The sequence below is a fragment of the Shewanella glacialimarina genome (genome assembly GCF_020511155.1).
Taxonomy (GTDB): Bacteria; Pseudomonadota; Gammaproteobacteria; order Enterobacterales; family Shewanellaceae; genus Shewanella; species Shewanella glacialimarina.
The window spans coordinates 4,417,584-4,430,430 of the sequence record NZ_CP041216.1 but is presented as its reverse complement, the minus strand read 5'-3'; the positions used below and the strand labels follow the sequence as shown (position 1 = coordinate 4,430,430).

Sequence of the window (12,847 nt, the reverse complement as noted above, 5' to 3'; positions counted from 1 at the left end):
ACCCCATTATGAATAAGCGTAATACCCAACAACGTCGACACAGCATTATCAACCTGCTTAATCAGCAAGGAGAAGTCAGTGTTGAAGAGTTGTCTTTACGTTTTGAAACATCGGAAGTCACCATTCGCAAGGATTTAGCTACTTTAGAAAAAACAGGCTTATTACTACGCCGTTATGGTGGCGCTATTGCAGTGCCCGACGAAGTCACTCAGCAGTTTAGTGCCCAAATAGCACCCAATAAACTGGCCATAGCTAAAACCGCCGCCGCGCTGATTAAAGATCACAACCGAATTATTATTGATAGTGGTAGCACTACCACAGGTATTGTGCAGCAGCTAAATAACTTGCGTGGTTTAGTGGTGATGACTAACTCATTACAGCTAGCCAATGCGATTCATGAACTTGAAAACGAACCGACATTATTGATGACCGGTGGTACCTGGGACCCGCATTCTGAGTCTTTTCAGGGCCAGGTAGCTGAACAGGTTTTACGCTCATATAACTTCGACCAACTATTTATCGGTGCCGACGGCTTAGATTTAGACCGTGGTACCACCACGTTTAATGAGCTAACCGGGCTGAGTAAAGTGATGGCCGAAATGTCTCGTGAAGTTATCGTCTTGCTTGAATCATCAAAAATAGGTCGCCGAATTCCGAATTTAGAACTGCCTTGGAGCGAGATCAATGTATTGGTCACCGATGACCATATCTCAGCCGAGGCATTACAAACCATTACAGACCAGGGCGTAAAAGTGTTACTTGCGTCCTATGTTGAATCAAATTAATTTTAAAATTACTCAATAGGTAAATAATCATGTGTGGAATCGTTGGCGCAGTAGCGCAAAGAGATGTAGCAGAAATTTTAGTTGAAGGTCTACGCCGTTTAGAATATCGCGGTTATGACAGTGCAGGTGTTGCGGTTATCCATAATGACGAGTTAAGCCGCACCCGTCGCTTAGGTAAAGTACAAGAGCTATCATCAGCATTAGATGAATCCCCATTAGCGGGTGGCACCGGCATTGCACACACTCGCTGGGCAACCCACGGTGAACCCAGTGAGCGTAATGCCCACCCACATTTATCTGAAGGTGATATTGCTGTTGTACACAACGGTATTATTGAAAACCACAACAAGCTACGTGTAAAACTGAAAGAGCTAGGATATGTGTTTTCATCAGACACAGACACAGAGGTTATCTGCCATTTAGTGCACCATGAACTTAAAACGGCTAATACGTTATTATCAGCGGTACAAGCAACCGTTAAGCAGCTAGAAGGTGCATACGGCACAGTGGTTATTGACCGTCGCGACAGCGAACGCATGGTTGTGGCTCGTAGTGGCAGTCCACTTGTTATCGGTTATGGCATAGGTGAAAACTTTGTCGCATCAGACCAGCTTGCACTACTGCCGGTAACGCGTAATTTTGCTTTCTTAGAAGAAGGTGATGTTGCAGAGGTCACGCGTCGTGAAGTGAATATTTATGATTTAAATGGCGATGCCGTTAAGCGTGAAGTCAAAGAGTCAGAAGTGACCCATGATGCTGGTGATAAAGGTGAATACCGTCACTACATGCTAAAAGAAATTTACGAGCAACCAATGGCTTTAGCACGCACTATAGAAGGTCGCATCGCCAACAAACAAGTACTAGACAGTGCCTTTGGTGACAACGCCGCGGAGTTCTTAAAAGACATTAAACACGTACAAATTATCGCCTGTGGTACTAGTTACCATGCAGGTATGGCCGCGCGTTACTGGTTAGAAGATTGGGCCGGTGTATCATGTAATGTTGAAATTGCTTCAGAGTTTCGTTACCGCAAATCACATTTATTTCCAAACAGCTTATTAGTGACTATTTCACAATCGGGTGAAACCGCCGACACGTTAGCAGCAATGCGCCTCGCTAAAGAAATGGGCTACAAAGCAACCTTAACTATATGTAACTCAGGTGGTTCATCGTTAGTACGTGAATCTGACATGGCTTACATGATGAAAGCCGGTGCTGAAATTGGCGTAGCCTCAACCAAAGCATTTACTGTGCAATTAGCCGGTTTATTAATGCTTACCGCTGTGATTGGTCGTTACAACGGTATGTCAGATGAGATGCAAGCTAACATCACCCAAAGCCTGCTGTCAATGCCAGCTAAAGTAGAGCAAGCATTAGGGTTGGACGATGCCATTGCTCAGCTTGCAGAAGATTTTGCCGACAAGCACCATGCATTATTTTTAGGTCGTGGCGATCAGTACCCAATCGCAATGGAAGGCGCGTTAAAACTAAAAGAAATATCTTACATTCATGCAGAAGCTTATGCCTCAGGCGAATTAAAACACGGTCCATTAGCACTTATTGATGCTGATATGCCGGTTATCGTGGTTGCGCCAAACAACGAACTGCTTGAAAAGCTTAAATCAAATGTGGAAGAAGTACGTGCCCGTGGAGGTTTAATGTATGTGTTTGCTGACAAAGACGCTGAGTTTGAATCAGACGACACCATGAAGGTGATTCCAGTGCCTCATTGTGATGAGTTTATGGCGCCACTTATCTACACTATCCCACTACAGTTATTGTCATATCACGTGGCATTAATTAAAGGTACTGACGTGGATCAACCACGTAACTTGGCAAAATCGGTTACAGTAGAATAAGTAACATTATTGCTGGTGGTTGATATGTCGGTGGACAATAAAGATTGATACTAAACAATAAGGTTTGAAACTGAGACATTAAAGTTGAAAACTTTTTAAATCCGGTTAAACTGAATAAAAGTTGACCGGATTTTTGTTATGGCTAAATCAAAGTACGTTTTAACTGAAACGCAAATCATCAAGCGGATTAAAGAGGGTCGCGGTGCTGGTAGGCTTTCTAACTACAAGCCGTGGTTGTATGTTAATGAGGTGCCATCGGAAGGTCGCTCCCAAAGGGTCTTTTCTCATCTTACTGGCCGGATTCATCATGTCTTATCAGATCTTGAATTCGCAGTCTTTCTTTTACTCGATCATAACTCCGCCGTAACTGATATTCGTGAGCAGTTCCCACTTAACCGGGATGATACTTTAAATATTTCTAAAGAAGGCCAACTTTGGCATCCCTCTCAAGGCGGTTCCAATCTAGTCATGTCATCTGATTTTCTGGTCAATTCGACTTCCAAAACTCAGCCTAAATTCGCTATTCAAGCAAAATACTCAAACGCTTTAAAAGATCCGAGAACGGTAGAAAAATTGGAAATTGAGCGCCGGTACTGGCAGCTCAAAAAAATTCCATGGTTTCTCGTAACAGAAAAAGAGATAGATAAAGTAGTCGTAACTAATATTGACTGGCTTTATGGTGTTAAAGGTTATTTTGACGAGCTTGTCACTGATGAGTTGATGCTATTGTATGAAAACATGAAAACTTATTTTATTCACCATCCTAATAGAAAAGTGATTGATATTTGTAAGGAATATGACAAGGCATACGGACAGGGTTTAGGTGACTCCTTGTTTGACCTCCGACTGATGTGTGCCGCGAGGTTGATTACGTTTGATATTCGTTATCCTTTTCATAGTTTGAGGGCAGAAGATCTTGCGTTTAGAGGTGTGGCGTTAAATGAAGGATATGTTTATGTGGCAAGTTAATGAAACACTCTCATTTGATGGTAAACCTTACCGCATACTTCTCACGGAAACGAGTTACTTCTATTGGATTGCTCTTGACGAGAACAAAGGCTTACCTGAAAAAATTTACTTTGATGAATGCAACCATTGGGTTGATGAAGGGCGTGTAGAAAGAATCCCTGATCCCTATGCTTATCTACAAGGTGAATCTTGGGCTAAAGAGTCTAGTGTTTATCAGGAAAGCCAAAGTAATTATGAACTGATCAAGCCTATAGTGGAAGGCGAAGAGGCGTTCGATAAGAGAATTCGAGCCAGAAGACTTAACCATGCTATTGCCAGCTCTGATAAAGGCAAATCAACGATCTACCGTTTAGTTAGGCGCTATTGGCAACGTGGGCAGATAAAAAATGCACTTTTGCCTGATTACAAAAACTCTGGCGCAGCTGGAAAAAGAAGAAACTTTTCAACCAGCAAAGCTGGCAGACCAAGGATTTACGGTATCGGCAGCGGACAGCCTGTAACAGAAAATATTAGAAAACAATTTCGAATCATTTGCGATAAGTATTTGATGAACGATAAGGGCTATTCAATTCGCTACGCATACAACAAGTTTGGCAAAGCGTACAAAGTAAAACATCCTGATGCCGAAGAGCATCAAATACCAACATTTCGACAGTTTCAATACTTTTACAAGACAGAGTATAACAAGGTTACTCTGCTCTGTGTTCAGACGCCTCAAGGCAATTACAACAAAGATGTTAGGCCGCTTCATGGAACTGCAACCGAGCAGGCTTTAGGCCCAGGTAGTCGATACGAAATTGATGCCACCATTGCAGATATATACTTGGTGGATGATAACGACTCGGACAAAGTTATTGGTAGGCCAACGATCTACATGGTTATCGATGTATTTAGTCGCATGGTTGCTGGTTTTTATATTGGTTTCGACAATGCGTCTTATCCCGTTGCAATGAAAGCTTTGATATCCAGCTTTATTAGTAAAGTTGAAGCGTGTGCAAGGTATGGCATCGATATTTCAGAAGAACAGTGGCCATGTGTTGGTATTCCGGATGTGTTACTGGCTGATCGTGGGGAATTAATGAGCCATCAAGCTAACTACTTAGTTGATGCTATTGGAGTTCGACTTGAAAGTGCACCTCCTCGAAGGGGAGATGCCAAAGGTATTGTTGAACGGTCATTTGGGGCTTTTCAGGCCAAATTTAAACCTTATATGCCTGGTGTCGTATCCGGCAATAAGGTTAAAAAGCATGGTGAAAAAGATTATAGAGTAGAAGCTGCGGTAACAATCTCCGATTTTGTTGAAATTATGCTCTATTCCATTCTTGCTCATAATCTGAATAAACCTTTAGAGAAATATGATCGTGCCCCAGATATGCCAGAAAGCCTTCCTTCTATCCCAATTGAGCTGTGGCGATGGGGGCTTCAACACCGCACCGGACGTTTAAGAAGCATAGATACTGACCTTGCAAAAATTTTGTTGTTACCTCGCGAAAGGGTCTCCGTTTCTGAATTAGGCGTAAAGCTATGGGGGGTCATTTATTCAGGCAAAGAGGTTCTTCAAACAGGCTGGATGCACCGCTCGTCCAAAGTTTCTAGGCCTAAAGGTCTATATGCTGCCTATGAACTTGGATCTGTTAATCATATTTATCTGTTTCCCGAAGAGGGAAAAAATACTTTTTGGGTTTGTGATATTTCCACAAGAAGTCGTGAATTCAGAGATCTTACTTGGTATCAAGTTTGGGAGCGTCAAGCGGCCCAAAAGCAAGTTTTGGCTGAGGCTAAGTACCAGTATGCACCTGTTGAAAGGGATTTTGATGACCTTCTCGAAAAGAAACTGAAGAAGGCTAAAAAGAATAGTAAAACTTGTTGTGGTTGAATTAGCCGGACACTTCAATAAAGGAATATAATAATGCCATTATTGAGGTGAATATGACTAAACGAATAAATAAACAATATCCAGATGATTTTAAACAAGAAGCTGTCGCTTTGGTTCTTGAACAAAATTACACGATAGTCCAAGCAGCAGCGTCTTTAGGTATTACAGATAAAATTCTTTATAACTGGGTGGCTAAACAAAAAAAGCTAACTCAAGGCGATGCATTATCTGTAGATGAACGCACTGAGCTCATGTTATTGCGTAAAGAGAATAAACGCTTATTGATGGAGCGCGAAATACTAAAAAAGGCCAGCGCCTTCTTTGCGAAAGAAATGAAGTAAGGTATTCATTTATCAATAATCTTGAGTCGAAATTTCCTATTTCGATGGCGTGTAAAGTGATGCAAGTCAGTTCGTCAGCGTATTACGTTTGGCTTAAAAGGCCTGGTGAGCTTATCACTGCTGACACTCTAGAATTATTTCGTCGAGCTAAAGCATTATTCAAGGCCAGTAGAAACAGCCTAGGTAGCAGAGAGTTAGCTAAAGCATTACGCAAAGAAGGGGTTAGCATTACACGTTATCGCACTATTAAGTTAATGGCGCGATTGAAACTGGTGGTAACGCAACGTCTGGCTTATAAAGTCACCACAAAGCGTAAACACAGTGATAGCGTGGCTGATAATTTGCTTAATATGAATTTTAATCCTGTTGGGCCAAACCAAGTATGGGCAGGTGATGTGAGCTATCTTAAAACAGGTGAAGGTTGGCTATATCTTGCCGTTGTAATGGATTTGTATTCTCGCAGAATCGTCGGCTGGCATATCTCTAAGCGTATGACGAGAAGCTTAGTGGAGAAAGCATTTTTGAAGGCTTACAACTTGCGAAAACCACCTAAAGGCTTAGTATTTCATAGCGATAGAGGTTCGCAGTATACGAGTAAAGGGTATCGACGTTTATTAAAACAATTGAACTGTCGAGCGAGTATGGGTGATGTCGGTGCGTGTTGGGACAATGCAGTTGTGGAGCGTTTCTTTGGTAGTTTAAAGCATGATTGGCTATTAAAAATACCACAGCCAACTCGTCACCATATGTGTGATGATGTAGCTAAATATATGAAATATTACAATCTAGAGCGACTGCACTCGGCAAATGCTGATCAGTCACCGATAGATTTTGAAATTTCTTTTAGAAAAGTGTCCGGTTGGAGTTGACCAGAACACCTGATGATGGTGCGAACCAGTATGTGCCTTACCGAATAGCGATTAATATCATCTATTCTCAAATGCGCTTGAAGTCCGGCTTATCAGTTGATGATGAAGATGTGTTGGATGTTGTTCGCAACCAAGTTAATGATCTGTTGGATGAGTCGATATCAACCATTAAAATACAGAGCAACTTACCTGAGCCTGTCAACATTGCCAATATCGACTTTGATGCGTTAGCGACAATGGTCGCTAAGGTTGAAAAGCCAAAGCAATCGGATGCGGAAAAACTTAAAAACCTCATTGAGCGTAAATTGCAGCCAATGATGCTAAAAAACAAAACGCGCCAAGACTTACAACAGAAGTTCCAAGATCTGATTGAAGCATATAATTTAGGTGCGTATACCGCTGAAGAATTCTTCAACCGCTTGAAAGAGTTCATCACTGAATTAGCACATGAAGACAAGCGTACGGTGCGTGAAGGCTTAACGGAAGAAGAATTGGCAGTGTACGACTTGATGGTTCAAGCTGCACCGTTAACAGATAAAGAACGAAATCAAGTTAAAGAAGTCGCCAAAGTGCTAACGGAAAAGATGCAAGAAATGTTGGTTATTGATTGGCGTAAAAAACAACGAACTAAAGCCAGAGTTAAAAATATGATTGAGGAAGTTTTAGATAACTTACCTGAGTCTTATGACGATGACTTGTGGCCTAAGACCTGTAGCGAAGTCTATATGCACATTTTCGAGAAGTATCCAGGGCAAGGGCAGAGCCCTTACGCGCATTAGACTGAAGTGCGTTTTAATAAGTTTCAATCTTTATTGTCACTATTTTGTTGATTGCAAAGCTTGGTTTTACAATAGTTTCAAACTTTATTGTTTCTTTTCTCTATTGGTATAGCGAGAGAATAAGAGATGATAGACAATAAAGTTCTAAACTTTATTGTCCTCCCACAGATATTGCTACATCCAAGCTAGGTTGGATATGACAATCAAGGATGGAAAGTGAAAAGGGGCTCAGCGAGCCCCTTTTTTGATCATTACAAAATAGACTCTGGTAACGCTTAGTTAAAAACCGTAAGCAATAAGATACTCTTCAATTTTGTAGTACGTAAAAGTCGCTGCGCAGTATGTGTTGTTTGCTTTTTCTTGTTTATTACTAGCACTTTCCTTAAGTATCTCAGCAATCAATATTTGAGATTGTAGGCACTCGCACTCCTTTTAACGACTCAAATATCCAATGTTATTTTCAAACTGAACTGTTATAAAATGGTTATTAAGTAGCCGTTTAATTTTCGTGATGGTAATGTACTGATATTCAGGGATATTAAACTAAGGATAGAACATGAGACCTTTCATCAGCTTGGTCATTGTATTACTTTTTCACAAATTAGCTTTCGCGACAGATGTCGTATCAAAAGAAGATTATAGTGTGGCATCTAAGGTGGTTATTTCCTCTAACCTATTAAAAGAAAATAGAAATATATTAATTTACACACCCCCACATTTTGATAAAAGCCAACAGTATCAAGTTATTTACCTTTTTGATGCTGAGCATCTATTCATATCGACTATAGGTGTTGTTGATGCACTTATGACGGCACGAAAAATTCCACCATCTATTGTTATTGGCGTTGAAACAACGATAAGAGTGAGAGATTATTTACCGCCCATTAACGGCGAACCAAAGAACAAACATCAAAGTTGGATTAGCAAAAAGTTTCCTCAATTTGGCGGCACAGATAATTTTACCCAATTTTTAGTGTCGGAGCTTTTCCCATACGTAGAAAAAATTACCCAGTACTGCCTAACCGTACGATGATAGGTTACTCAAATGCAGGGGTTTATGGGCTACACACCTTAGTTAACGCTCCAACAACCTTTACAAATTATTTATTAATTAGCTCTGCAGCATGGTGGGGAAACGATGAAATAGACCAAAACTTAATTAAATTTAAGGCGGATAATAAAGATTTTAGCGGCAATTTATTCTTGAGCGTAGCGGGTGAAGGTGGGGGAATGTACTCAAATGCGTTAAGAATAGCTTCACAACTTGAAGCCGTTGCACCGCTCTCTCTACATTGGAATTTTAAACACTTTGAAAGTGATACTCATGAGTCAACCGTTTACCCGAGTATTTACCAGGGGCTACAGCACTTATATGAAGATCTTAATTTTAACGTAAGCGATGAACTTGCGACTTATGGTTCAATCGGTGATGTTAAAAATTATTATTCAACTTTATCAAAACGATACAAATATCAGATGTTAATTCCTGAAGTTGTATTTTCTGATTTAGCTGATGCACAGTTTCAAAATAAGAAGGATAGCCAAGCAATTGAAACTTTAAAGCTTTTTGTTGAGACTTATCCTCATTCATCTTTTGCATACACTAGCTTAGGTAGTGGTTACTTAAGAACTAAGCAATTTACGCTAGCAAAAACTAATTTTGAAACCGCTATTAAAATGGTTAAGCAAAAAGGGGAAGGTGATCCGTCAGTAATAGACTATTTACAAGATATGGTGGCTGCAGCCCAAAGCAATATTTAAATTACTTTTTATCTGATTTTGGACATTTGATGATGTAGAAACGTCTGCTTTGTGCCAACTCCTATTGGTAATTAACTGCCGGGTTTAATGGCGCCTAAGATAGCTTTAAGTTAAAAGCTAACATGCGTTTATGGCGATTGTGAGATCAACTCTACAGGTACTTATATTATCCTAGTAACTTGTTGTTTCGAAAAAATGAAGCAATAGAACTATTGGCTATAAAATCAACTACCTGCGAGGATTTAGTTCATTAACAATTCAGGTGATGGATTATGATGTTAACCAAACTAAAAAAGCAGTGCGGATAATTGATGCAAAACGTGGTTTTACAGATAAGGTTTACTCCTATTCATCAATACGATTAAGTACTCGCGATGAAGTGACATCTATTGTTTAAAAAACGAGTTAATATTAAGCTAATCTAAACCATTGAATTATATAGCTGTCACTATCGTGTCGGTAAGATGGCGTCACCGACGACGGTAATTTCAAGGCATAGTTTTCTCGAAACAGTGCGAAAAGGACTTAGGATGATTGTTCGAAAACTGAGAGATAAAAATAATTGGTCGCAAGAGCAATTAGCCACCATTTCAGGGTTAAGCCTGAGAACGATTCAACGTGTTGAGGCTGGTAACAATGCCAGTATCGAAACGCTCAAGTCACTTGCCGCTGTTTTTGAAGTTGATATTTCAAAACTAACAGAGGAAATTACAGTGATAGATAAAAACTCAGCAAGTTGGAAGTCAGAGCCCTGGATAGTGAGGTTTTTTCTTCTAGATATAAACAGACGTACTCATATGGTTTATATGGAATACGGGTTGCTACTAATTGGTTTTATGTCATGGTTTATGTTTAGCCCATTAGCAATAACCACACCGCTAGCATTTTTGCTTGCTTATTTAAACTCAAAGCTTATTACTTACCTTGATAAGAAAGATCATTGGTAAAGTATGCTGTACTCGCCAAGTTAAATAAGCCACGATTTTAGCGTTATTCCAATATAAACAAACCTCCTTGTTTATTTAGCAAGGAGGTTTGCAGCGTTCATAAGCTAACGTTTCTGTAGGACTCATTTTTATTTGATAGACTATTGTGTGGTTTGGGCTAAAGGCTAATGTATTTCTATATGATGGTCATACCGATGTAAGGTCGTTAACGACATTATCGTCGAGCAACATTTATATGATTACCTTGTCATAAACCCAATACAGAGAAATAATGGATTGGAGTTAATGAAAGCCGTTGTGATAAGTGATAACCGTTAAACGACTGGACTAAAATAAGTGTCATGACTATAATTGAGCGGTCGTTCAAAACGTTACCTTGCTTTTCTAGAGATAAACTAATGAGTAAACCTGCTAAATTTAATCGCGAAGATATTATTGAAAAAGCGGCCAATTTATATTGGGAAAAAGGCTTTCATGCTACTTCTATGCGTAATCTTCAAGAAGTTGTTGATATGCGCCCAGGCAGTATTTACGCTAGTTTTGGCAGTAAAGAGGGATTGTTTAAAGCGGCATTACAGCATTATGTCAAAAGTGGGGTTGCTCAACTTCATATTTGTATTGCTGATACCCATTCTCCATTAGCGGCGTTAAAATTGTTTGTTGAACGTGCAGTATTAAGCCAAGGTAATGCGCCAAGTGGCATGTGTATGTTGGTTAAAACAGTCGCTGAATTAACGGAAGATAATGCTGACTTATTAGCAGAAGCAAAAGAGTCTTTGGTAATGGTTGAAGCTGAGTTTGCAAGTTTATTGACTCAAGCACAACAAAATGGTGAGCTAGATACAGCACAAACGCCACAAGCGTTAGCACGTTTTTTACAGGTGCAAATTATTGGTATTCGCACATATGCCCACGCAAATCGTGACGACAATACCATTGGTGATTTTATTGAAGCTATATTCAGCAATCCACCGTTAGCCATTAAAAAATAAGCTATTTACTGTGCTCTAATACCAACACAAACACCAATCAATGTAATCCTTATCTCTTTAATATTAAACAGCCAAAACCGATAAGGATTTTGGCTTTTAAAGTCGTTACTTTTAATTTATGTTTTTTGTTCGGCCAGTAGTTCGCTAAGCACTTGCTTATAGGACTCAACAGGATGAGCACCATTTAATGCACTAGTACGATTAAATACCACTGTTGGCACAGAGTTTATGCCTGCAGATAACCATCGGTTTTTGTCTGCTGTGATATGTGCTCTAGCTTCTGCATTATCTAATAGCGGTAATGCTTCTTTTGGATTCAAACCTACAGCGATCAGTTCATTGGCAAGAACAGCTCTGTCTGACACATCTTTATGTTCGCTAAAAAAGGCGTTAAATAAACGTATTTTAAGCTCGGTTTGTTTGCCAAAACCTTTGGCATAATTTAACAAGATGTGGGCATCAAACGTGTTGACCATCTTCATGTCATCAGCATAGTTGAATTTAAATCCAAATTCCGCCCCACGGGCTGCAATGTTGATTCGAGCACGATCACTGGCTGCTCGACTAGAGCCATATTTGCGGGCAACATGCGCGCGCAATTCTTCACCTTCTGTAGGCATATCTGGGTTAAGTTCGAATGGTTGCCATTCAATATCAACTTTGTCTTCAATACCAAGTTCGTTGATGGCTTGTTTTAATCCTTCGTATCCAACGATACACCACGGACAAACAACATCAGAGATGATGTCGATTTTAATTTTATCTGCCATGTTTCACCTGCTTTAATGCGACGTTATATCATTCCAATAAATGAAAAAGAGAGCAAGTCATTGACCCACTCTCTTCTGTTTACTTAAATCCATCCTATTTTAAAGAGGTTAATAAGTGGTGTGTCAGAATAAGTTTGCTCGTTTAAGTTACTTATTGTTTTGCCAAGCGAATTTTTTAAAAGGCGCATCAACAGGAGTATGAGCAAGATGATTAACATAATTGCTGATCACTTTTTGCGATAAACCTAATATGATTTCAAGTAATTGACGTTGACCATAACCTGCGGCAAAGAATGCTTCCATTTCAGTATCTGACAATATTCCGCGGTTACGTACTACAAGTAATGTGGTGTCGTGAAGTGCTTGTAATTTGGCATTTGGCATGGCTTCACGGTTTCTTAATGCATCAGACAATGCGGAATCGACTTCCATCATTTCTGCTATACCCGTGTGGGCAGGGACACAGTACGTACAGCCATGCTCAACATTTATTGTCTGCCATACTACGGTTAATTCATCAGCATTAAATGAAGATTCAGTAAATAGCGTGTGTAATGTTTGATAGGCTTCAAAAATGCCAGGAGACTCGGCTAACACACCATGAAGATTAGGGATCATACCGTAGGCTTTTTTAGATTGTTCTAATAAGGCTTTGCTTTCTGCAGGAACGGTTTCTAAATTATGGATAGTAAATTTGCTCATATGACACTCCAAAAAGGTCGTTTATCTAATAAGTGATAGGTTAATCACTTCATTGTTTGCTTAGTATGATATAATATAAACATCTTTTGAACGATCGTTCAAGTTTGTTTGAGCAACCGTTCAAATACTTTCGTCACTCATTCAAAATCAATAGATTCCATAAACCTTTTTTGGGATCCTGGTGTAACTCAAAGTGC

Annotated in this window: 12 protein-coding genes; 10 read left to right on the top strand and 2 right to left on the bottom strand. The window is 39.8% G+C overall.

What is annotated here, in order from left to right; all coding sequences use genetic code 11:
• Nucleotides 1–8: 8 nt before the first annotated feature.
• The 10 genes from FJ709_RS19445 (at nt 9) to FJ709_RS19400 (ending at nt 11,178) form a co-directional block, all read left to right on the top strand.
• Nucleotides 9–785: a DeoR/GlpR family DNA-binding transcription regulator gene (locus FJ709_RS19445; protein ID WP_226412210.1), complete on the top strand. Its 777-nt coding sequence runs from the start codon at nt 9–11 to the stop codon at nt 783–785.
• 29 nt (nt 786–814) lie between these two features.
• Entirely contained in the window at nt 815–2,644 is a 1,830-nt protein-coding gene (gene glmS / locus FJ709_RS19440; RefSeq protein WP_226412208.1) for a glutamine--fructose-6-phosphate transaminase (isomerizing), read from the top strand.
• A gap of 138 nt (nt 2,645–2,782) precedes the next feature.
• The gene (locus tag FJ709_RS19435) at nt 2,783–3,613 is read left to right on the top strand and encodes a TnsA endonuclease N-terminal domain-containing protein (RefSeq protein WP_226412206.1); all 831 of its coding nucleotides are present in this window, start codon (nt 2,783–2,785) and stop codon (nt 3,611–3,613) included.
• On the top strand, nt 3,600–5,489 hold the full coding sequence (locus FJ709_RS19430; protein WP_226412204.1) for a transposase: 1,890 nt from the start codon (nt 3,600–3,602) through the stop codon (nt 5,487–5,489). The genes FJ709_RS19435 and FJ709_RS19430 overlap by 14 nt, the downstream gene beginning before the upstream one ends.
• A 53-nt stretch (nt 5,490–5,542) precedes the next feature.
• A protein-coding gene (locus tag FJ709_RS19425; protein ID WP_226410792.1) for an IS3 family transposase occupies nt 5,543–6,699 on the top strand; the annotation gives its coding sequence in 2 pieces (ribosomal slippage) (nt 5,543–5,789 and nt 5,789–6,699; 1,158 coding nt in all).
• Nucleotides 6,690–7,478, top strand: coding sequence for a type I restriction enzyme endonuclease domain-containing protein (locus FJ709_RS19420; RefSeq protein ID WP_226412202.1), 789 nt, complete (start codon nt 6,690–6,692; stop codon nt 7,476–7,478). The genes FJ709_RS19425 and FJ709_RS19420 overlap by 10 nt, the downstream gene beginning before the upstream one ends.
• 556 nt (nt 7,479–8,034) lie before the next feature.
• Nucleotides 8,035–8,511: an alpha/beta hydrolase-fold protein gene (locus FJ709_RS19415; protein WP_226412200.1), complete on the top strand. Its 477-nt coding sequence runs from the start codon at nt 8,035–8,037 to the stop codon at nt 8,509–8,511.
• The gene (locus FJ709_RS19410; protein ID WP_226412198.1) at nt 8,508–9,239 is read left to right on the top strand and encodes a hypothetical protein; all 732 of its coding nucleotides are present in this window, start codon (nt 8,508–8,510) and stop codon (nt 9,237–9,239) included. Before FJ709_RS19415 ends, FJ709_RS19410 begins: the two co-directional genes overlap by 4 nt.
• Before the next feature lie 530 nt (nt 9,240–9,769).
• Nucleotides 9,770–10,186, top strand: coding sequence for a helix-turn-helix domain-containing protein (locus tag FJ709_RS19405; RefSeq protein WP_404829985.1), 417 nt, complete (start codon nt 9,770–9,772; stop codon nt 10,184–10,186).
• Nucleotides 10,187–10,584: 398 nt separating this feature from the next.
• The gene (locus FJ709_RS19400; RefSeq protein WP_226412196.1) at nt 10,585–11,178 is read left to right on the top strand and encodes a TetR/AcrR family transcriptional regulator; all 594 of its coding nucleotides are present in this window, start codon (nt 10,585–10,587) and stop codon (nt 11,176–11,178) included.
• A gap of 116 nt (nt 11,179–11,294) precedes the next feature.
• On the opposite strand, the gene FJ709_RS19395 is transcribed toward FJ709_RS19400, so the two are convergent.
• Entirely contained in the window at nt 11,295–11,948 is a 654-nt protein-coding gene (locus FJ709_RS19395; protein WP_226412194.1) for a DsbA family oxidoreductase, read from the bottom strand.
• A 147-nt stretch (nt 11,949–12,095) separates the two neighbouring features.
• Nucleotides 12,096–12,650 carry a carboxymuconolactone decarboxylase family protein gene (locus FJ709_RS19390; RefSeq protein ID WP_226412192.1) on the bottom strand — a complete coding sequence of 185 codons (555 nt, stop codon included), beginning with the start codon at nt 12,648–12,650 and terminating at the stop codon, nt 12,096–12,098.
• Between the last annotated feature and the right edge of the window lie 197 nt (nt 12,651–12,847).